16 protein-coding genes are annotated in these 20,194 nt (G+C 59.3%); 10 read left to right on the top strand and 6 right to left on the bottom strand.

What is annotated here, in order from left to right:
• Positions 1-54 precede the first annotated feature (54 nt).
• Entirely contained in the window at positions 55-516 is a 462-nt protein-coding gene (locus tag GOV53_RS16890) for a peroxiredoxin (protein ID WP_170468539.1), read from the bottom strand.
• Positions 517-584: 68 nt separating this feature from the next.
• Here GOV53_RS16890 and GOV53_RS16885 point away from each other — a divergent pair, with 68 nt between their 5' ends.
• From GOV53_RS16885 to GOV53_RS16870, 4 genes are all read left to right on the top strand, one after another.
• Positions 585-3,968, top strand: coding sequence for a DUF3971 domain-containing protein (locus GOV53_RS16885; protein WP_254439316.1), 3,384 nt, complete (start codon positions 585-587; stop codon positions 3,966-3,968).
• A 43-nt stretch (positions 3,969-4,011) separates the two neighbouring features.
• The gene (gene queA, locus GOV53_RS16880; protein WP_170468537.1) at positions 4,012-5,058 is read left to right on the top strand and encodes a tRNA preQ1(34) S-adenosylmethionine ribosyltransferase-isomerase QueA; all 1,047 of its coding nucleotides are present in this window, start codon (positions 4,012-4,014) and stop codon (positions 5,056-5,058) included.
• A gap of 113 nt (positions 5,059-5,171) precedes the next feature.
• Entirely contained in the window at positions 5,172-6,443 is a 1,272-nt protein-coding gene (locus tag GOV53_RS16875) for an MFS transporter (protein WP_170468535.1), read from the top strand.
• Positions 6,444-6,553: 110 nt separating this feature from the next.
• Complete coding sequence (locus GOV53_RS16870) at positions 6,554-7,135, top strand: DUF924 family protein (protein ID WP_170468533.1); 582 nt, start codon at positions 6,554-6,556, stop codon at positions 7,133-7,135.
• On the opposite strand, the gene GOV53_RS16865 is transcribed toward GOV53_RS16870, so the two are convergent.
• Positions 7,132-7,566, bottom strand: a complete 435-nt coding sequence (locus GOV53_RS16865; protein ID WP_170468531.1) for a hypothetical protein — start codon at positions 7,564-7,566, stop codon at positions 7,132-7,134. The genes GOV53_RS16870 and GOV53_RS16865 overlap by 4 nt on opposite strands.
• A 216-nt stretch (positions 7,567-7,782) precedes the next feature.
• Between GOV53_RS16865 and lpdA the strand changes: the two genes are divergently transcribed.
• Positions 7,783-9,177, top strand: a complete 1,395-nt coding sequence (lpdA, locus tag GOV53_RS16860; protein ID WP_170468529.1) for a dihydrolipoyl dehydrogenase — start codon at positions 7,783-7,785, stop codon at positions 9,175-9,177.
• A gap of 133 nt (positions 9,178-9,310) precedes the next feature.
• Here lpdA and GOV53_RS16855 read toward each other — a convergent pair whose 3' ends face one another.
• Positions 9,311-10,696 carry a dipeptidase gene (locus GOV53_RS16855; protein WP_170468528.1) on the bottom strand — a complete coding sequence of 462 codons (1,386 nt, stop codon included), beginning with the start codon at positions 10,694-10,696 and terminating at the stop codon, positions 9,311-9,313.
• 334 nt (positions 10,697-11,030) lie between these two features.
• Here GOV53_RS16855 and hemA point away from each other — a divergent pair, with 334 nt between their 5' ends.
• From hemA to ispG, 3 genes are all read left to right on the top strand, one after another.
• Complete coding sequence (hemA, locus tag GOV53_RS16850; protein WP_170427931.1) at positions 11,031-12,254, top strand: 5-aminolevulinate synthase; 1,224 nt, start codon at positions 11,031-11,033, stop codon at positions 12,252-12,254.
• Between the two features lie 129 nt (positions 12,255-12,383).
• Positions 12,384-13,598, top strand: coding sequence for a helix-turn-helix domain-containing protein (locus GOV53_RS16845; RefSeq protein WP_170468526.1), 1,215 nt, complete (start codon positions 12,384-12,386; stop codon positions 13,596-13,598).
• A gap of 70 nt (positions 13,599-13,668) precedes the next feature.
• On the top strand, positions 13,669-14,790 hold the full coding sequence (gene ispG / locus GOV53_RS16840) for a flavodoxin-dependent (E)-4-hydroxy-3-methylbut-2-enyl-diphosphate synthase (protein WP_170468524.1): 1,122 nt from the start codon (positions 13,669-13,671) through the stop codon (positions 14,788-14,790).
• A 232-nt stretch (positions 14,791-15,022) separates the two neighbouring features.
• Here ispG and GOV53_RS21350 read toward each other — a convergent pair whose 3' ends face one another.
• The 3 genes from GOV53_RS21350 to GOV53_RS16825 all read right to left on the bottom strand — a co-directional run bounded on the left by GOV53_RS21350 (position 15,023) and on the right by GOV53_RS16825 (position 17,681).
• A complete protein-coding gene (locus GOV53_RS21350; protein ID WP_254439315.1) occupies positions 15,023-15,373 on the bottom strand; it encodes a hypothetical protein in 351 nt (116 codons plus the stop codon).
• Positions 15,374-15,543: 170 nt separating this feature from the next.
• Complete coding sequence (locus tag GOV53_RS16830; protein WP_170468523.1) at positions 15,544-16,302, bottom strand: DsbA family protein; 759 nt, start codon at positions 16,300-16,302, stop codon at positions 15,544-15,546.
• A complete protein-coding gene (locus GOV53_RS16825; protein ID WP_170468521.1) occupies positions 16,299-17,681 on the bottom strand; it encodes a M48 family metalloprotease in 1,383 nt (460 codons plus the stop codon). Before GOV53_RS16825 ends, GOV53_RS16830 begins: the two co-directional genes overlap by 4 nt.
• Between GOV53_RS16825 and GOV53_RS16820 the strand changes: the two genes are divergently transcribed.
• A complete protein-coding gene (locus GOV53_RS16820) occupies positions 17,680-18,843 on the top strand; it encodes a pyridoxal phosphate-dependent aminotransferase (RefSeq protein WP_170468519.1) in 1,164 nt (387 codons plus the stop codon). The two genes, GOV53_RS16825 and GOV53_RS16820, sit on opposite strands and share 2 nt — an antisense overlap.
• Positions 18,844-18,909: 66 nt before the next feature.
• Complete coding sequence (locus tag GOV53_RS16815; RefSeq protein ID WP_170468518.1) at positions 18,910-20,130, top strand: N-acetylmuramoyl-L-alanine amidase; 1,221 nt, start codon at positions 18,910-18,912, stop codon at positions 20,128-20,130.
• Positions 20,131-20,194 lie beyond the last annotated feature (64 nt).

Raw genomic sequence — 20,194 nt, 5'->3', positions numbered from 1 at the left:
CCGCTGATTGAGGTTGGCGGCTCATAAACCGGATGGCGACCGTGGTCGAGAGGGTTACAGGGCCCGCACCGCTTCCAGTACCTCATCCACGTGGCCGGGCACTTTGACCTTGCGCCAGACCTTGGCGATCTTACCGTCCGCGTCGATCAGGAAGGTCGAGCGCTGAATGCCCATGGATTTCTTGCCATACATGTTCTTTTCGACCCAGACGCCGTAATCCTCACAGACCGACGATCCTTCGTCAGACAAAAGCGGCGTAGTCAGGCTATGTTTGGCGACAAACTTGTCATGCTTGGCAACGCTGTCCCGCGAGATGCCGAAAACTTGAGCACCCGCATCGGCAAAGGCCTGAAGTTGTTCCGAGAAACCGATGGATTCCTTGGTACAGCCCGGCGTATCATCGCGAGGGTAGAAAAACAGCACGACGGAACCGCCGCGCAGGTCCGACAGGGTCACCTCGCCGCCGCCGTCGCGGGGTAATGTGAAATCAGGGGCGATGTCTGTTACGTCGGGCATTGGAAACTCCGCTAAAGGTTTTTAAAGGCTGTCCGGCATAATAGGGCGGCACGAGCGGGTTGAAAGGCTTGGATAAAAAATTGGTTCAGCACGAAGACGCAAGTGCAGACCGGCCGCAAATGCCTGCGCGCCGCCGGTCGCGGCGTCGTATTGCTGCGCGTTGGCTCGTCGGAACCATCATAGTGTTGTGTCTGCTGGCCGGGGCTGGCTGGTTCTTTGTCATCGGAAAACAACTGCACGCCCCGGAATGGGTCAAGGAAAGGGTTGAGGCGCGATTGGAACAAAGCCTGGGTGGATTGCGGTTCACGTTTGGCGACGCCAGTTTCATCGTCAACGAAAACTGGCGGCCGCGTATCCGGCTGACCGATGTGACCATCAGCGACGCGGCAGGTCAGCAGATTGCTCAGGTTTCGGACTTGCGGACCCGGCTGTCGATGCGTGGTTTGCTGCGTGGTCAGATCAGGCCCCGGCGGATCACTCTGCGCGGCGCGCAGATCGCTTTGACCCGTGGTGAGGATGGTGCTTTGTCGCTGACGGTTGGCTCGGGCAGTGCGCCTGTGCAACGTGCGCCAACACTGGCGCAACTGATTGAAGAGTCGGACGATGTCTTTCTGTCCCCGATCCTGTCGGGGCTGCGATCGATTGATCTGGAGTCGCTGACGCTGGATTATCAGGACCTGCGGCTTGGACGGGCATGGGTGTTTGACGGCGGTCATATCTCGGCCACCAGAGAGGGCGATGAGATGCGACTGGCCACCGGGTTCTCGGTTCTGACCGGGCGCGATTACGCCAGCACGATTGAGGCGAACTATACCAGCGTCCTTGGCAGTCCGCAGGCCAGCTTTGGCGTGTCGATCACCGACCTGCCGTCCGAGGATATTGCCGGGCAAAGCGTGGCGCTGGGATGGTTGCAGGTTCTCAAGGCCCCGATTTCCGGCTCTCTCCGCGGCAGTGTTGACGGCCAAGCCGCGTTGGGTCCGCTGTTTGCCACGCTGAACTTGGGCGCGGGCGTGGTCCAACCCACACCCGAAACCCGACCGATCCGCTTTGACTCGGCGCGCGCCTATTTCACTTACGACCCCGCGCGGCAGGTTCTGGATTTCAACGAAGCGTCCTTGGTGTCCGACCTAGGGGCCGTTCAGGCCGAGGGCACAGCGTTTTTGAACGGGATCCAGAATGGAGTTCTGGAAAGCCTGACCGCGCAACTGACCCTGAACAGCATTGATATCTATCCCGGCGGTCTGTTCCCCGAGTCGCTGGAAACCGCCCGCGCCGATCTGGATTTTCAGATGAAACTGGCCCCGTTCGAGTTGGAACTGGGGCAGTTGACCATCATTGATGGCTTGCATGAGCTTCATGCTACGGGGAAGTTGATCGGACAGCCGGACGGTTGGGTGGCCGCGCTGGATGCCCAACTGGATAAGATGGGGTCCGAGAACCTGCTGCGATACTGGCCCGAGGCGCTGGCCCCGAACCCGCGTAAATGGGTGGCGGAAAACCTGTACGAAGGTCAGTTCTCGGACGTAGAATTCGCCTTGCGTCTGGATCCCGGCAATGCACCTGACATTTACCTTGGGGTGGGGTTCGATCAGGCCCAGATCAGGTTCGCCAAAACTCTGCCGTTGATCCAGAATGGGCAGGGCCGTCTGAGCCTGCTGAAAGACAGGTTCACCGTCACAGCCGAACATGGGATTGTTGTCGCGGATCAGGGCGGTGCGGTAGATGTGGCCGGTACCTCTTTCATCATACCCGACACAACCGCCAAGGGCGCAACACCAGCGATTGCGCGTATCATCGCCAGGGGCAGCGTCGAGGCTGCTTTGTCATTGCTCGACCGGCCGCCGCTTAGCCTATTGAGCAAAGCGAGCCTGCCGGTCGATCTGGCAGAGGGTCAGGTCAACCTGACGGGGACACTGGCCTTGCCGTTGAAAAAAGAACTGAAGTTTCAGGATACCGAGTTTCACTTCACTGGTGAGATCGAAAATGTCCAAAGTGACAAGTTGGTTCCCGGATACGCGGTCAGTGCTAGTCTGTTGAACCTGACGGGGAACCAGACAGAGGTGGAAATTGACGGCAACGGGCTGTTTGGTCAGGTGCCGATGCAGGTTGCCTGGCGGCAGCCCATCGGCGGGGAAGGACCGCAGAGCAGCGAACTGACAGGCCAGATCGAACTGTCCCCAAGGTTGATGAGCGAACTGAAGGTTCCGCTGCCCTCGGGGATGCTGACCGGGACCGGAACTGCGGATGTAACCGTCGGGATCGGCGCGGACGAGCCCATCAAACTCACAGCGACATCTGATCTGGCGGGGGTTGGGCTTGCGATTCCGGAACTCGGGTGGCGCAAAGGCGCTGCGGCGACCGGTACGATGGTGCTGGACGCAACGCTGGGACAACAACCGCGCGTGGATAACCTGCAACTGGACGTGGCGGGGCTGCGCAGCACGGCGTCGATAACGTTCCGAGATGGTGGGCAGTTTGATCGGATGCGTTTCAGCTCGTTCGATCTGGGCAATTGGCTGGCCGTCCCGGCGGAACTGATCAACAGCGGAGGCCCGGTGCCTAATATCGTGGTGCAGGGCGGCGTGTTGAACCTGGGTCGTGCGACCTTGGGCTCCGGCGGCGGCGGAGGTGGATCGGGTCCCGGTCCAAGGCTGGACGTTCTGCTGGACCGCCTTCAGGTGACCGAAGACGTGGCACTGACCGGGTTCAGGGGCTCGTTCCAAACAACCGGTGGCATCAACGGCACCTTTACGTCCCAAGTGAATGGCGGTGCCGCCGTCAGTGGTGCGGTCAGCCCCCGCAACGGACGCAGTGCCGTGAACATTAAGTCGAATGATGCGGGGGCCGTGTTGCGTTCGGCTGGGGTCATTACGCAGGCACGGGGCGGCGGACTGGACTTGCAGCTGGAACCGGTGAGCGCACCCGGAAACTATGACGTGATCCTTAAGATCGTGAACACCCGAATTACCGATGCCCCTGCGATGGCCGCGTTGCTAGACGCTATCAGCTTGGTTGGTCTGTTGGATGAAATGACGGGGCAGGGTATCTTTTTTGCGACCATAGACAGCCGCATGCGGATCACACCGACCGAGATCAAGGTGCTCAGCGGCAGCGCCGTTGGCCCCTCGATCGGGTTGTCTTTTGACGGGACGATTGACACGGTGGCTGGCATGCTGGATCTGCGCGGGGCGATCTCTCCGATTTATCTGGTCAACGCCATCGGCAGTGTCTTCACAAAAAAGGGCGAGGGGGTCATTGGGTTCAACTACCGCCTGACCGGGCCGTTGACGCAGCCGCGAGTGACGGTGAACCCGCTGTCGGGCCTTGCACCCCTGTTCCTGCGCAACCTGCTGCGCGCTCCTGCGCCAACGGTCTCGGACGGGCCCAACGCCGTGCCGCAAAAACCGGATGAGCCCAAGCAGACCTTTGGTTCACCCCCCAGGGATAACTGAATGGGCGGTTGCTGAATCCGGTGGGGGCTTGTATGGCGCGGCCATGAAACTCAGCGATTTTGATTTCCATCTGCCCGAAGACCTGATTGCCACGCGACCTGCCAACCCGCGCTCGTCCGCGCGCCTTTTGGTGGCCGAGGGGCAGGCGATCTCGGATGCGCATGTCTTTGACTTGCCGAACTGGTTGCAGCCAAGGGACCGTTTGGTTCTGAACGACACGCGCGTCATTCCCGCGCGCCTGAACGGGCGCAGGCACCGTGACAGCGCACAAGGTCCGGTGTCCGCCGCGATCGAAGCGACGTTGTTGGACCCGCAGGCCGACGGCACATGGGCCGCGCTGATCAAACCGTTGAAGAAAGTGAAGCCGGGCGAGGACATCCAGTTCTCGGACGAACTCAGCGCGACTTTGGACCGGGTTGAGGATGGGCAGGCCCATCTGCGGTTCAACCTGACGGGCGAGGATTTCGACGCTGCGCTGGAACGGGCAGGGGCGATGCCGCTGCCGCCTTACATCGCCGCCAAACGTCCAGCGGATGAGCAGGACAAGACGGATTATCAGACGATCTGGGCCCGAAATTCCGGCGCTGTGGCGGCGCCCACAGCGTCGCTGCATTTTGACGATGCGCTGATGCAGGCGCTGGCTGCGCGCGGCGTAGACTTCACGCATGTCACCCTGCATGTGGGCGCGGGCACATTTTTGCCGGTCAAGGTCGAGGACGTGACGACCCACAAGATGCACGCAGAGTGGGGCAGGGTCAGCGCCGCGGCCGCGCAGGACATCCGCGACACCAAGGCAGCCGGAGGCCGGGTGATCCCGGTCGGCACAACTGCCCTTCGACTGATCGAAAGCGCCAGCCGATCCGGTCGGATCGAGCCGTGGGAAGGTGACACCGACATTTTCATCTATCCCGGTTTCAAGTTCCACGTGACCGATGCGTTGATGACCAATTTCCACCTGCCCAAGTCGACCCTGCTGATGCTGGTCTCGGCCCTGATGGGGCAAGAGCGGATGAAACAGGTCTATGCGCATGCCATTGAACAGAAATACCGCTTCTTCTCTTACGGGGATTCGTCGCTTTTGATCCCGTAAGGGACGTCTTGTCGGGATCGAATCTTTTCGATGTCGTAGACAAGCATGACCAAAGCCGTTTTCCATAGCAGAACGGACTCAAACTTCTGGTCGAGATTCTTCGGAGGCCCCAAATGCTTCAGGTCCTTTCCAGCGCGTGGGCGCTTTTGCTTGGTATGGGCTTGCTCATGGTCGGGAACGGCCTGCAGGGGACGATCCTTGGTGTCCGGGGCGAGATTGAGGGGTTTTCGACTCTGCAGATGTCCTTTGTGATGTCTGCGTACTTCATGGGCTTTCTGGGTGGCTCGCGTTTCGCACCTGAGATGATCCGTCGTGTCGGCCATGTGCGGGTCTTTGCGGCGCTGGCGTCGTTTATCTCCGCCGTGATGATCCTGTATCCGCTGATGACAGATCCAATTGTCTGGATTCTGGGTCGCGTCGTGATCGGATTCTGTTTTTCGGGCGTGTATGTGACCGCGGAAAGCTGGCTAAACAATGCAGCCAGTAACGAAAACCGCGGCCAGGCCCTGTCGCTTTACATGATCTTCCAGATGACCGGCATCATCACCGCGCAGGGTTTGGTCCTTGTTGGCGATCCGGCTGGCTTCGATACCTTCGTCATCGCTTCGATCCTGGTTTCGGTGTCTTTTGCGCCCATCCTTCTGTCGATCTCACCGACGCCTGCGTTCGACACAACGAAACCCATGACCCTGCGCGAGCTTTTTGGCTACTCGCCGCTCGGCTGCGTCGGCATGTTCCTTCTGGGGGGGGTCTTCTCGGCACAGTTCGGGATGGCCTCGGTTTACGGCGCCCGCGCTGGGCTGTCGTTGGTTGAGATTTCAACCTTCGTTGCGGCCTTCTATGTTGGCGCACTGGTGTTGCAATACCCGCTGGGCTGGATGTCGGATCGCATGGACCGCCGTTTCCTGATCATGCTGGTTGCCGGTGTAGGAGCGATTGCGGCCTTTGTGGGCATGGTGTTCGGCGTGACCTTCCCACTGCTGCTGGTTTCGGCCTTTGTGATCGGAGGGATGTCGAACCCGCTCTATTCCTTGCTGATTGCCCACGCGAATGACTTTCTTGAGCACGAGGATATGGCGGCGGCCTCTGGCGGATTGCTGTTCATCAACGGTTTGGGCGCAATCGCTGGCCCGCTGATTACCGGTTGGCTGATGGGTGACGACGTCTTTGGCCCGTCTGGGTTCTTCCTGTTCATTGCAGCGCTGTTGGTGACAATGGCAGCCTATGCGCTCTACCGCATGACACAGCGCGCGGCGATCCCGGTCGACGAGACCGGAACCCTGTCGCCGGTCTACCCAACGGCCTCACCCGTGGCCGTGGAATTGGCGCAAGAAGTGGCGATCGAAGCCGCCGAAGCCGAGCAAGAGACGCAAGATGTTGCCTAAGACACAAGATTATGTCGCAAGTGTTGCAATTTTTTACTGTAACAACTGTGTAAAACGCACTTAAATGACCTTACGTCCCCTGGGGTGGGAAACACGACGGAGTTAAGGGCATGGCAAGTCCTGAAGAAGTATTGAGTTATTGGTTAGATGAAGTCGGTCCAAAGGGTTGGTATCTACAGGACGACGATTTGGATGCAGACATTCGCGAGAGGTTCCTGACAACGTGGGAAGCTGCGAATGAAGGCAGGTTTTCACTCTGGCTGACATATCCCAGCGGTGCTTTGGCTTACATCATCCTGATGGATCAGTTCTCGCGCAATATGTTCCGCGGAAGCGCCAAGGCGTTCGCATCGGATCGCGCGGCCCTGTCGGCGGCGAAATGCGCAATCGACAAGGGTTGGGACATGAAGATTGATGAACCGGCACGCCAGTTCTTCTACCTTCCCCTGATGCATTCCGAAAACCTGTGTGACCAGGAACGTTGCGTTCGTCTGATGTGTCAAAACATGACCAATAGTGACGACGGCAACCTGTTGCACGCACGGGCGCATCGCGAAGTGATCCGCAAGTTCGGCCGGTTCCCATACCGCAACGACGCACTGTCGCGGCCAATGACCGAGCACGAAGCCGCCTATGTCAGCATGGGCGGATATGGATCAACCGTGCGCGAGCTGCAGGCTGCGGCCAGCTAGGACGCGGGCTCGCACCCTCGGATTGCAATGATACGGTCGGCAACAATGTCGGCCGAATTCTCAATTGCCGTGTTGATCAACTGGTCCGGAGACTCGGTCAGTTCAGCCATTTTCGACTGCGCCCCGCGCAGGTTCGATTCCAGATCATCCAGCTTGTCCAAGACCTCAGACAGTTTCTGAGCCGTCGCACTGTCGGCCACGGTTCCGGCAAACTGAATAGATGACAGATCGCTGCGCAATGCCGTCAATTCGCCGCGCACGCCCTGAACCTCTTCTTTCAAAGGGGCGACAATCTGAACCTTTTCGGCAAACTTACCGGTGATGTCGTCGACGGTCGCCGCCAGTTTCCACCCCAGAAACAAGCACAGCGCAATCAGGATAAGCGTGGCGTTCAGTAGGGCAAGCAAAAGATCTTTCAGCGTTTTGGCCATGGTAAGCCTTTCAAATGACTTGGGTTTCATAAAGCCCGCGTGGGGTTGGTGCCTCTGTTCTAGCTATTGAAGCACGTGCGGTATAGGCTGAAAACAGCGCATGTCGCGCTACTTTACCCTGCGTCGCATTTGTCGCGGGAGCAATATGTTGATGCGTTTCGAGATTTAGTTTAATGGTAAACTAATTTCTGAATCGACCTGCGCCGAGAGGGAAACATGGCTGCACAATCTTTTGATCTGATCGTAATTGGCGCCGGTCCGGGCGGTTATGTGGCTGCAATTCGTGCCGCGCAACTGGGACTGAAAACAGCCGTTGTCGAACGCGAGCATCTGGGTGGTATCTGCCTGAACTGGGGGTGCATCCCGACAAAGGCACTGTTGCGGTCGTCCGAAGTGTTCCACCTGATGGAGCGCGCCAAGGATTTCGGCCTGAGCGCCGATAAGATCGGCTATGACCTGGACGCGGTGGTAAAACGCTCGCGCGGGGTCGCCAAGCAGCTGACAAGCGGTGTGGGTCACCTCCTGAAAAAGAACAAAGTCACCGTAATAATGGGTGAGGCGACGATCCCCGCGAAAGGCAAAGTCAGCGTCAAGACCGACAAGGGCAACGAAGAGCTGACGGCCAAGAACATTATCGTCGCCACCGGGGCCCGCGCCCGCGAATTGCCAGGGCTTGAGGCGGATGGCGATCTGGTCTGGACATACAAACATGCGCTCACGCCGCCGCGCATGCCGAAAAAGCTACTGGTCATTGGGTCCGGTGCAATCGGGATTGAGTTCGCCAGCTTCTACAACACACTTGGTGCGGATACGACCGTTGTCGAGGTCATGGACCGCGTTCTGCCCGTCGAAGACGCCGAAATCAGCGCTTTTGCCAAGAAGGCTTTCACCAAGCAGGGCATGACCATCATGGAAAAGGCGATGGTCAAGCAACTGGACCGCGCCAAGGGCAAGGTCACGGCCCATATCGAAACTGGGGGTAAGGTTGAGAAGCACGAGTTTGATACTGTGATCTCGGCTGTCGGCATCGTCGGGAATGTCGAAAACCTTGGGCTCGAAACTCTGGGCGTCAAGATCGATCGGACCCACGTGGTTACAGATGAGTATTGCCGCACGGGTGTCGAAGGCCTGTATGCGATCGGCGACATCGCCGGCGCGCCTTGGCTGGCGCACAAGGCCAGCCACGAAGGTGTAATGGTCGCCGAACTTATCGCTGGCCAGCATGCGCATCCGGTGAAGCCCGAAAGTATCGCGGGCTGCACCTATTGCCAGCCGCAAGTTGCGTCGGTCGGGTACACCGAAGCAAAGGCCAAAGAGCTGGGCTATGAGGTCAAAGTCGGGAAGTTTCCCTTCATCGGGAACGGCAAGGCGATCGCGCTGGGTGAGCCGGAGGGTCTGATCAAGACCGTGTTCGATGCGAAAACCGGTGAGTTGCTAGGTGCGCACATGATCGGAGCGGAGGTCACGGAATTGATCCAAGGCTATGTCGTTGGCCGCCAGCTGGAAACCACGGAAGAAGACCTGATGAACACAGTCTTCCCGCATCCGACACTGTCAGAAATGATGCATGAAAGTGTTCTGGATGCCTATGGACGCGTGATCCACATGTAAGAATAGGGGGCTCTGCCCCCGCCGCCCTTCGGGCGACTCCCCCGAGGTATTTTCAGCCAGATGAAGCAGGGGATCCTTTATTCATCTGGCCCCAAATACCTCGGAGCGCGAGGCAGAGCCTCGCAAATAGTGTTTACTTGTTCAAAGCGTCCAGAATTCGGGCCCAGGACCGGATGCCCTTGTGGAAACTTTTCACGTCGTACTTTTCGTTGGGCGAGTGGATAGCGTCGTCGTCATTGGCATAGCCAACCAGCATTGAATCCAGGCCGAGGACGGTATCGAAATAACCGACCACCGGAATTGACCCGCCCATACCGGTAAAGACGGCCTCGCGGTCCCATTCATCGGACAGCGCGCCGCGGGCTGCTTCGAATTCGGGACGGTCGAGGTTCATGACGGATGCGGGTGAGCCTTCCAAGTCGTTGTCCCAGACAACTTTTGCGTCTGGCGACAGGCGATCTTCGACGTGTTTACGGATTTTGTCGCGCAGCGCGTCGGGGTCCATATCGCCCACAAGGCGGCAGGTGATTTTGCAGTGTGCCTCGGATGGGATGACCGTCTTTGAGCCAGCACCGTTATAGCCACCCCACAACCCGTTCACCTCAAGCGTCGGGCGCGCCCATTGCTGTTCAAGCGTGGAGTATCCCTTTTCGCCGTGCGGCTGCGTGTAGCCGACCGATTTCAGGTATTCAGTCTCGTTGAATCCGCAATTTTCCCATTGGCGCAGTTGTTCCGCAGGTACCTCGTGGACACCTTCATAAAAGCCGTCGACCGCGACGCGGCCGGTTTCGTCGTCATAGAAGGACGCGACGATCTTGGACAACTCGCGCAATGGATTCAGCCCCGGCCCGCCATAGTGACCTGAGTGCAGGTCAATCCGGGGGCCGATTACGGTAAACTCATCTTTGAGCATACCGCGCAGCTGCGACGCGATGGACGGGACACCGCGCGAAACCATCGAAGTGTCGCAGACTAGTGCCAGATCAGCTTTCAGCTCATCTTTGTTGGCCTCAAGGAATGGGACCAGCGAAGGCGAGCCGGATTCTTCTTCGCCCTCGAAGAAGAATGTGATGCGGCAGGGCAGGGTGCCATGAATCGCTTTCCAAGCCCGGCAGGCCTCGACAAAGGTCATCAGCTGGCCTTTGTCGTCGGATGAGCCACGGCCACGGATGACCTGACCGTTTTCAGTGTCTTCCAACGCCGGGTCAAACGGATCGCGCTTCCACAGCTCAAGCGGGTCAACCGGCTGCACGTCATAGTGGCCATAGAACAGAACATGCGGGCCGTCGCCGTCTTCGCCCACATGGCCAACGACCATCGGGTGCCCGGTTGTCAGCCGCTTTTCAGCGGCGATGCCGATGCTTTGCAGATCGGCGACAAGCCAGTCCGCGGCCTTTTCGACCTGCTCGTTATAGGCGGGGTCGGTTGAGATCGACGGGATGCGCAGAAATTCCATCAGCCGGTCGATGGATGTGGACAGATCGGCGTCGATCCTGCTCAGAACAGCGTCTAGTGACATGAGCGTCTCCTGAATGGTCGTGAATTGCAGCGGAACCTAACAGCACCGGCAGCGCCGTCCAGCCTGTATCGGCAGGAAATCGGTGATAAGATAGGAAACCTGTTTCGGGTCGCAGGGTTGCCTGCGTCGTTTCCTCGCGTCCGATGGCCGTAACTTTACTTGTCGAATGGCGTGATCAGGGATAATTGATGCAGATCAAAGTTGCGACTCCGAGATTGACGTTAGGCACGTTATTCTAGGGGAAGCGACACCGAAGGGGCAGCTAAGCCTGTCATCTGAGGGAACAACGGGTTCGGCAAACAAACGCAAATGCCGGGCGCAGAAGGAGAAACCGGTGGATTATACTGCTCAGCTCGATACAGCGCTAGCCAAGCTGCATGATGAAGGTCGCTACCGGACCTTTATTGATATCGAACGCCGGAATGGTCATTTCCCGCACGCCGTACGCACCCGTCCTGACGGGTCGCAGCAGAACATCACTGTGTGGTGTGGCAATGACTACCTTGGGATGGGGCAGCATCCGGTCGTCCTTGAGGCCATGCACGAAGCGGTGGACGCTGCAGGTGCGGGTTCAGGTGGAACCCGTAACATTTCGGGCACGACGGTGTATCACAAGCGTCTTGAGGCTGAGCTGGCCGATCTGCACGGCAAAGAATCTGCCTTGCTGTTCACCAGCGCGTATATCGCAAATGATGCGACGCTTAGCACGCTGCCCAAGCTGTTCCCCGGCCTGATCATCTATTCTGACGCGCTGAACCATGCCTCGATGATCGAAGGTGTGCGCCGCAATGGTGGTGCCAAGCGGATTTTCCGTCACAATGACGTTGCTCACCTGCGTGAGCTGCTTGAGGCCGACGATCCTGCGGCCCCCAAGCTGATCGCATTCGAATCCGTCTATTCGATGGATGGTGATTTCGGTCCGATCGAAGAGATTTGCGATCTGGCGGATGAGTTTGGCGCTCTGACCTATATCGACGAAGTGCACGCGGTTGGCATGTACGGCCCGCGCGGTGGCGGCGTGACCGAACGTGATCGTCTGGCCCATCGCATCGACATCATCAACGGCACACTGGCCAAAGCCTATGGTGTTATGGGTGGCTATATCGCGGCAAGCGAGAAAATGTGTGACGCCGTGCGCTCTTATGCGCCGGGCTTCATCTTTACGACTTCGTTGCCGCCTGCTGTGGCGGCGGGTGCGGCGGCTTCGGTTGCCTATCTGAAGAACGCGCCGGAACTGCGCGAGCAGCACCAGACCCAAGCCAAAATCCTCAAGCTGCGGCTGAAAGGGATGGGCTTGCCGCTGATCGACCACGGCAGCCACATTGTGCCCGTGATCGTCGGTGACCCTGTGCATACCAAAATTCTCAGCGACCGGCTGTTGGATGACTATGGAATCTACGTTCAGCCGATCAACTTCCCCACCGTGCCGCGCGGTACGGAGCGTCTGCGGTTTACCCCGTCACCGGTCCACGGACCGGGCGAAATGAACCGTTTGATCCAAGCGATGGACGAACTTTGGTCACATTGTGCGCTAAATCGCGCCGAACTTGCAGGTTAACCTCACGCCAAAGTGTGCAATACGCTTGTCGCGTGTTAAGCTTACCCTAACAAAAGGGACGCACGAATCGTTATGGGATCGATTCGTCGTTAGCGTGTAACGCGCAAAAGGCAGAATGGGGCAGCAGGAATGATTGGGCGCAGATCACAGCGCGATTCCGAAGACGACACAGACGTCCGGCCAAAGGGCTTCGACGACTATGAAGTGCGGCTTGGCGACAGAATGCGTGGTGAGCGCGCGACAATGGGCAAGTCCCTTCTGGATGTTCAGCGCGAACTTCGGATTAAGGCCAACTACATTGCTGCCATAGAGGACGCCGATCCCGACGCGTTCGACACACCCGGCTTCATCGCCGGGTATGTGCGTTCTTACGCCCGCTATCTGGGCATGAACCCGGATGAAACTTTCGCGACATTCTGTGCCGAAAGCGGGTTTGAAGTGGCCCACGGCATGTCCGCCGAGGCTTCGGTCGTGCGCAAACCTTCGGGGGCTTTGCCGTCGCGCGGGCCGATGGGGCGCGATCCGTTTATCTCTCCGAATACACCTTATGTTCCCGGCCGGGAATCTCTGGTCAGCCAGATCGAGCCGCGCGCGATTGGGTCGTCGTTGGTGCTGCTGGCCGTGATTTGTGGCATCGGCTACGGCGGCTGGTCGGTGCTGAACCGTATCCAGCAGGTTCAGGTCAGCCCGGTCGAGCAGGCGCCTGTCGTTCTGTCCGATCTTGATCCGCTGGACGCTGCCCGTGCTCCGGTCGAACTGGCCGTGGCAGCAGATACCGCTGCGCCGACGCCCGAAGCGCTGGACCGCCTCTATCGCCCGCAGGCGCTAGATGTGCCGGTACTCGTCGCCCGTGACGCGCCAATTGCCACATTGGACCCGCGCACCGTTGGCACATTCCGCCCGCCCGAGCCGCCTAAGATCGAAGTGGCCGAAGTGCACACGGTGGAACGCCCCGCCTTGCCACAGGTCGTCGAGCAGGTGGACACCGCGTTAAGAATCGTAGCCGTTGCGCCGTCCTGGATGCGCATCCGCGCCGCAGATGGCAGCGTTCTATTCGAAGGCACCCTGGGCACGGTCGAGCAGGGCAGCACGTTTGAAATTCCCCTGACCGAAGAGCCGCCGCAACTGCGCGCAGGCGCGTCAGGCTCTGTCTATTTCTCGATGAACGGCGAGCACTACGGCCCAGTTGGCGCACCGGGTACGGTCACCAAGGGCGTTGTCCTGTCCAAGGACGCGGTTTCCGAGCGTTATGAGGTTGCCGATCTCGAGGCCGAACAGAATAGCGCGCTCAAGCAGTTGGTAGCCGAACTTCAGGCGCAGGTCACCGAAGCCCCGGCCGAGTGATCTGACCATTGCGATACCTGGGTAGCCGGACTATCTAAGACGCAACTCAGGCAGCTTTGGACCCGTCCTCATGTCCCTCAATCACGTTCGCCCGTGGAAGAACATCTATCGCCGTAAATCCCGCCAGATCATGGTCGGAAACGTTCCCGTCGGGGGCGATGCGCCTATCGCTGTTCAGACAATGACCAACACGCTGACAACGGATGTTGCGGCGACCGTTGCGCAAGTCCAGGCCGCCGCCGAAGCCGGTGCCGACATTGTGCGTGTATCCGTCCCGGATGAGGCGTCGTCGAAAGCCCTGAAAGAGATTGTGCGCGAAAGCCCGGTGCCCATCGTGGCGGACATTCATTTCCACTACCGTCGCGGGATCGAGGCCGCCGAAGCAGGTGCTGCGTGCCTGCGGATCAATCCGGGCAACATCGGCAGCGAAGACCGTGTGAAAGAGGTTATTCAGGCCGCACGCGACCACAATTGCTCGATCCGGATCGGTGTGAACGCAGGCAGCCTGGAAAAGCACCTGCTTGAGAAATATGGCGAACCGTGCCCCGATGCGATGGTCGAAAGCGGGTTGGAACATATCCGTATCCTGCAGGACAATGACTTCCACGAGTATAAGATCAGCGTGAAGGCCAGCGACGTGTTCCTGTCTGCCGCTGCCTATCAGGGCATTGCCGAGGCCACCGACGCGCCGATCCACCTAGGGATTACCGAGGCGGGCGGGCTGGTCTCTGGCACCATCAAATCAGCGATCGGTTTAGGTAATCTGTTGTGGATGGGTATCGGCGACACGATTCGTGTCAGCCTGTCCGCCGATCCGGTCGAAGAGGTGAAGGTTGGCTATGAGATCCTCAAATCCCTTGGCCTGCGCCATCGCGGCGTGAACATCATTTCCTGCCCCTCCTGCGCGCGGCAGGGGTTTGACGTGATCAAAACCGTCGAAGCGCTGGAACAGCGGTTGGAGCACATCAAGACACCCATGAGCCTGTCGATCATCGGCTGCGTGGTGAACGGCCCGGGTGAGGCACTGATGACCGACGTGGGCTTTACAGGCGGCGGGGCCGGGTCTGGTATGGTCTATCTGGCAGGCAAAGCCAGCCACAAGATGTCGAACGATCAGATGATCGAGCACATCGTTGAAGAGGTCAAGAAAAAGGCGGCAGAACTGGACGCGACGCGTGAGGCGGCGGAGTAAGGCCAGCTTATCTGGTTGCAGGCAGTCCAAAGAGTGAAATTGTTACGCGTTGCCTGTCCGCGTCGATCGTGCGGGCCGGTGCCTTCAGTTTGGTGTCGGTCGGGCCCTTTTGCGGGCGGCCCCACATATCGTAGTGGACCCCAACGCAGGGATCAAAGAACCCGTCAAAGTCGCCAGCTTTTGTTTGCACAATGCAGCCAAACCCCGCCGTGCTGATCGGGCTGGCGATGAATCATTCGACGTTGGCAAATGCCTCTGGTTCAAGCCCCCGCTCAAGCGCGCCAGAGTTTATCGCCTCAGCCCAGTCCTCTAACGGGATCGTAGGGTCAAATTGCGCCAAAGCCCTTGCCATTTCATCCTGATCCCGGCGCCAAATGACAACCGGCTTCCCCCTGAGGTTCAGGATTTTTGCGTCGCCGGGTTCCCAGCTTCCAATCTCGACGGAGGTTGAAGAGTTCGCAGCGCGGACTTTGACGTCCGCAGTGGTGGTCGTGCCTGAGAACAGGTAATACAGCCCGATTGCAAGTGTCAGAACAGCCCAAAAAGCAGTCACGCAGTAAAGGGTTACGCCTTTTGTCTTCATGTCTGCGGGCTCAAATTCGGATCAATCAATCTCTCTATAGTTGAATAGCTATCGAAACACCCCTCCAAAGGAAAGTGAGTTTGCTATTGAAGCATTACGCAGAAGGGCCGGATCGACGATCCGGCCCTAAAGCTATAGATGCGAAGGGGCGGCCTGACCGCCCCGTGCGCTCAGCCTTGTTCCGCCCGAACACCGTTTGCAATTTGCAACATCTGATCCGCAGGCAGGAAGCCGCGCAGCATTTCGGTGCCCAGAACGAAGGACGGCGTGCCGGAAATCTGCATACGTTGCGCCAGCGCACGAGTGCGGGTGATTTCGTCGGTCACCTGCTCGCTGTCCATCGCGGCGATGATGGCGTCGCTGTCCAGGCCCAGCCCGTCCGAAATGCGGCGCAGGGCAACCTCTGACGGCTCGCCAGTGAACTCCAGCAGCGCGTCGTGAACCTGTTTGTAAGCGTCATCGCCTGCAACATGCTTGGTTGCGACGGCAAAGCGCGAGGACAGGACCGAAGCGTCGCCCAGAATCGGGAACTCTTTGATCACAAGGCGGATATTCCCGTCTTCGGCCAGCAGGCTTGCCACTTCGGGCACGGCGCGGCGGCAATAACCACAGCGGTAGTCCATGAACTCGACCAGAGTGATGTCGCCTTCGGGGTTACCACCCACCCAGCTATAGCCGTCGTTGAACAGCTCTTCCGCGTTGGCGGCGACCAGATCCTTGTCAGCGGCCGCTTCGGCTGCGGCATTACGCTGTTCAAGGATATTTATTGCCTCGATGATCACTTCGGGGTTTTCCAGCAGGTATTCACGAACTTGCGCACCGAACTGCTCGCGTTCGGCATCGCTCATGGTGCTAAGGTCCAGGGCCAGCGCGGGGCCGGTGATCAGGGAAAGCCCCAGAAGGGCGGGAGCGGCGTGTCTGAGGATCATTTCCGTTTCCTTTTCTTTTTCTTCGCTTGTTCCGAGGCAATCAGTACATCCTGCGCCCGTTGCCAACCTGGTGAGCCTTCGGGCAATTGCCCAACGGCGCGTCTTGCGTGGATGCCTGCATCGGCCAACCGGCCCTGCAGCGCATATCTTTCGGCGGTCACGGCCGAAGCCATCCCGTTGTTTCCGACCCTGGCATAGGCCATGCCAAGATCCTGCATCAGTCGTGCATTGCGATAATCCCGTGCGCGCGCCTTTTCAAGCACATCGAGCGCGGCCTTTGTCTGCCCGTCGGCAAGCAACGCCCGCCCGTAACCTGCCATCAGCAAAGGATCATTCGGCAACATATCAACGGCATGACCATAAGCTTTAACAGCCTCATTCAATTGCCTGTTTTCCAACAGTATTTGCCCCTTTAGTTCGTAGTAGAACGGGTCGTCGGGCCGGATGTCCAGGGCTGCGTCGATTGCGGCGCGTGCGCGGGCTAAATCGCGGTTCTGGTGGTAGGCGGCGGCCTCGCGCATTAGGCGAATGTCCTGCGCGGTCTCTTCTTTTGCGCGGCGCAGTGTCCAGCCGGGCGAACGAAGGAAGGCCGACAGCTTACCCTTAACCCGCGCGAACCAGTAATCGGCGTTTGGGTTGGAAGGGGCCTGATCGCTGAACTCTCCCATGAAAGCCTGTGCGGCGCGCAGGCGCTCGCGACTGGTCGGGTGGGACCGCATATAGGGATCCTGATTTGCGGTGCTCAGCAATTCCTGACCCGCGAATTTCTGGTGCAGGGCCACCATACCGCTGGGTGAGATACCCGCGGCGCGTAAATAGCTGGCCGAGCTGCGATCGGCCGAGGATTCTTCGGCCCGCGTGTGTCCCAAAAAGCTGCGCAGTGCTGCGCCAGAGGTCCCCGCGGCGATGCCGGCCGCGGCCTCGCCACCTCCGGCGGCCGCTACAACAAGGGCGAGCGCAGTGCCCAGTTGCGCGTTACGTTGCGCCGCGCGCAAGTTTTCGATGCGCCGTGCCAGATGGCCGTTGGCGATATGAGCGGCTTCGTGGGCGATCACGGCCTGCAGCATCTCGGGGCTTTCAACGGTCAGGATCAGCCCGTAATTCACGTAGATCGCGTTGTAATCTATGACAAACGCGTTGAATGTGCTGTCGTTGACGACCAGAATTCGCACCCGATTGGTATTCAGACCAGCGGCCCGCAAGATGGGAAAGGCCAGCTCGCGCAGGCCGTGTTCGATGTCTGGGTCGCGGATCAGGCTTTGGGCGTTGGACTGCGACGCGCTGCTCACCCATGTCACTGCAATCAGCAACAGGGCCGGGATTGACGCCAGCCTTGATACGCGTTCAAAAGCCATGGCTGCAACATGGGAGATGGGCATGAGAAACTCAACCCGGTCCGGGGTCGATCCCTTCATCGTGATGGACGTGATGGAGGCCGCGCGTAAGGCCGAAGAAGCTGGGCGCCACATAATCCATATGGAGGTCGGCCAGCCAGGAACCGGTGCACCCAAAGGCGCAACCGAGGCTTTGGCCAAAGCGATGGAGCAAGGTCCGCTGGGCTACACCGTGGCGTTGGGTCTGCCTGAACTGCGGCAACGGATCGCACGGCTTTATGGTGAGTGGTACAACGTCGACCTGAATCCGGAACGCGTGGTGATCACGCCCGGATCGTCCGGCGGGTTTCTGTTGGCCTTCACGGCCTTGTTCGACAGCGGTGACCGTGTCGGGATCGGAGCGCCGGGCTATCCGTCCTATCGGCAGATTTTGAAAGCACTGGGTTTGGTGCCTGTGGACCTGCCAACCGCGCCCGAGAACCGTCTGCAGCCGGTCCCTTCGGATTTCGCCGGGCTTGACCTGCAGGGCTTGATGGTCGCATCGCCCGCGAACCCAACCGGAACGATGCTCGATCACGCTGCGATGGGCGCCTTGATCGAGGCAGCACAGGGGCAGGGCGCGTCTTTCATCAGCGATGAGATTTACCACGGCCTTGAATACGAAGCCAAAGCCGTCACCGCGCTGGAATTGACGGACGAGTGCTATGTGATCAACTCGTTCTCAAAGTACTTCTCGATGACCGGTTGGCGTGTTGGCTGGATGGTGGTGCCCGAGGATCAGGTGCGCGTGGTCGAACGGATCGCGCAGAACATGTTCATCTGTGCGCCCCATGCCAGTCAGGTGGCCGCACTTGCCGCGATGGATTGCGAGGATGAGTTGCAGGCCAATCTGGACGTGTACCGCCGGAACCGCGCGCTGATGCTGGACGGTCTGCCCAAGGCTGGCTTTACCAACATCGCGCCACCAGATGGGGCGTTTTATGTTTACGCTGACGTCTCGGACCTGACCGACGACAGCCGCGCCTTTGCGGCTGAGATTCTGGATAAGGCCGGGGTGGCCGTCACGCCGGGATTGGATTTCGATCCGAAACGGGGGCATTCCACCCTGCGGTTTTCCTACGCCCGGTCTACGGACGACATTGAAGAGGGCTTGCTGAGATTGAAACGTTTCATGGCCGAGCGCGGCGCGATCACGGAACAAGCTTGAGCCGTTCACAACGCAGCCCGGATGCGCTAGGGTATCGGTCAAACGATCTCGGGAAAACTTGAGGCCATGAGCAGGATCTTCTACGCCATCGCGCTGTTTTGGGCGCTGACGACGGCTGCTGTAGCGCATGATTTCAGCGCGCTGGCGCGAGTTGTGCCGGATGACAGCCGGATTGTCGATGAAGGCCGCGCCGGTGTGCGCATCGATCTTGGCCTCAGCCAAGGCGTGCCGTATCGCGTGTTCACCCTGCGCGATCCGTACCGCATGGTTCTGGATTTTCAGGAGGTCGACTGGACCGGTCTTGACCCCGACACGTTTCTGCAAAGCGATCGCATAAGCGGAGTGCAATTTGGGGCCTATGTCCCGGGCTGGTCGCGGATGGTTCTGGAATTGGGTGCCCCCCTGGCCGTCGACAGCGCCGAGTTGCGCATTGATGAGACATCCGGTGAGGCGCATCTGTCGCTGATCTTGATGGGCACCGATTTCGATACATTTGCTGCAGGCTCCGGCGCGCCGCGTCAGCAGGGGTGGGACTTGCCGGAACCTGCGGTGACACCTGCCATATCGCGTCAAGGTACGTCCGGCGCTCTGCGGGTAATGCTGGACCCCGGCCATGGCGGCATTGATCCGGGGGCCGAAGTGGACGGTTCGGACGAAAAGACCTTGATGCTGACCTTTGCCCGCGAGCTTCGGGAGCAATTGCTGAGGGCGGGCGGTTTCGAAGTCGTGATGACGCGGGTCGATGATCAATTCGTCTCGTTGGAGCGGCGCATCGCGCTGGCGCATCGGGCGGGGGCGGATGTGTTTATCTCGTTGCACGCCGATATCTTGTCCGAGGGGCGGGCGCATGGGGCGGCGGTTTACACATTGTCCAAAGCAGCCTCTGACGTGGCGAGCGACAAGCTGGCCGAGCGTCATGACCGCGGAGACCTGATCGCTGGTATCGACCTGAGCGGTGCAGATGATCAGGTGGCCGATGTGCTGCTGGACATCGCACGTCAGGAAACAAAACCGCGTACCGATGCGTTGGCCCGTGCATTGGCCGATGGCATGACGCAGCAAGGCGGTCCGATGAACAGCAGGCCGATCCGCACTGCATCTTTCTCGGTTCTCAAAGCCGCCGACATTCCCTCGGTTTTGGTCGAGCTAGGCTTTTTGTCCAGCCCTCGGGACCTGAAAAACATCCGCAACCCGGAATGGCGGGGGGGCATGGCGCAGGGCATCGTTGATGGTCTGAAGAAGTGGCGGCAGGAAGACCGGATCAAAAGATCGCTGATTGGTCAGTGACCCTGCGGCGTAAACCGGCTATTATTGGCCATCGTGTTTTGACCCCAAGCGGGGGCGACACTAT

Source organism: Ruegeria arenilitoris, from assembly GCF_013035315.1.
Classification (GTDB): Bacteria; Pseudomonadota; Alphaproteobacteria; order Rhodobacterales; family Rhodobacteraceae; genus Ruegeria; species Ruegeria arenilitoris_D.
The sequence above is the reverse complement of the archived record's forward strand: the minus strand, read 5'-3'. Positions and strand labels throughout refer to the sequence as shown.

What these genes read in the sequence shown, in the direction of transcription:
- ispG (WP_170468524.1), top strand. Translation starts at nt 13,669, where the DNA reads ATGTCCCTCAATCACGTTCGCCCGTGGAAGAACATCTATCGCCGTAAA.
- GOV53_RS16870 (WP_170468533.1), top strand. Translation starts at nt 6,554, where the DNA reads ATGGCAAGTCCTGAAGAAGTATTGAGTTATTGGTTAGATGAAGTCGGT.
- GOV53_RS16890 (WP_170468539.1), bottom strand. Translation starts at nt 516, where the DNA reads ATGCCCGACGTAACAGACATCGCCCCTGATTTCACATTACCCCGCGAC.
- GOV53_RS16865 (WP_170468531.1), bottom strand. Translation starts at nt 7,566, where the DNA reads ATGGCCAAAACGCTGAAAGATCTTTTGCTTGCCCTACTGAACGCCACG.
- GOV53_RS16825 (WP_170468521.1), bottom strand. Translation starts at nt 17,681, where the DNA reads ATGCCCATCTCCCATGTTGCAGCCATGGCTTTTGAACGCGTATCAAGG.
- GOV53_RS16845 (WP_170468526.1), top strand. Translation starts at nt 12,384, where the DNA reads ATGATTGGGCGCAGATCACAGCGCGATTCCGAAGACGACACAGACGTC.
- GOV53_RS16855 (WP_170468528.1), bottom strand. Translation starts at nt 10,696, where the DNA reads ATGTCACTAGACGCTGTTCTGAGCAGGATCGACGCCGATCTGTCCACA.
- GOV53_RS16830 (WP_170468523.1), bottom strand. Translation starts at nt 16,302, where the DNA reads ATGATCCTCAGACACGCCGCTCCCGCCCTTCTGGGGCTTTCCCTGATC.
- GOV53_RS16820 (WP_170468519.1), top strand. Translation starts at nt 17,680, where the DNA reads ATGAGAAACTCAACCCGGTCCGGGGTCGATCCCTTCATCGTGATGGAC.
- lpdA (WP_170468529.1), top strand. Translation starts at nt 7,783, where the DNA reads ATGGCTGCACAATCTTTTGATCTGATCGTAATTGGCGCCGGTCCGGGC.
- GOV53_RS16875 (WP_170468535.1), top strand. Translation starts at nt 5,172, where the DNA reads ATGCTTCAGGTCCTTTCCAGCGCGTGGGCGCTTTTGCTTGGTATGGGC.
- queA (WP_170468537.1), top strand. Translation starts at nt 4,012, where the DNA reads ATGAAACTCAGCGATTTTGATTTCCATCTGCCCGAAGACCTGATTGCC.
- GOV53_RS21350 (WP_254439315.1), bottom strand. Translation starts at nt 15,373, where the DNA reads ATGAAGACAAAAGGCGTAACCCTTTACTGCGTGACTGCTTTTTGGGCT.
- GOV53_RS16815 (WP_170468518.1), top strand. Translation starts at nt 18,910, where the DNA reads ATGAGCAGGATCTTCTACGCCATCGCGCTGTTTTGGGCGCTGACGACG.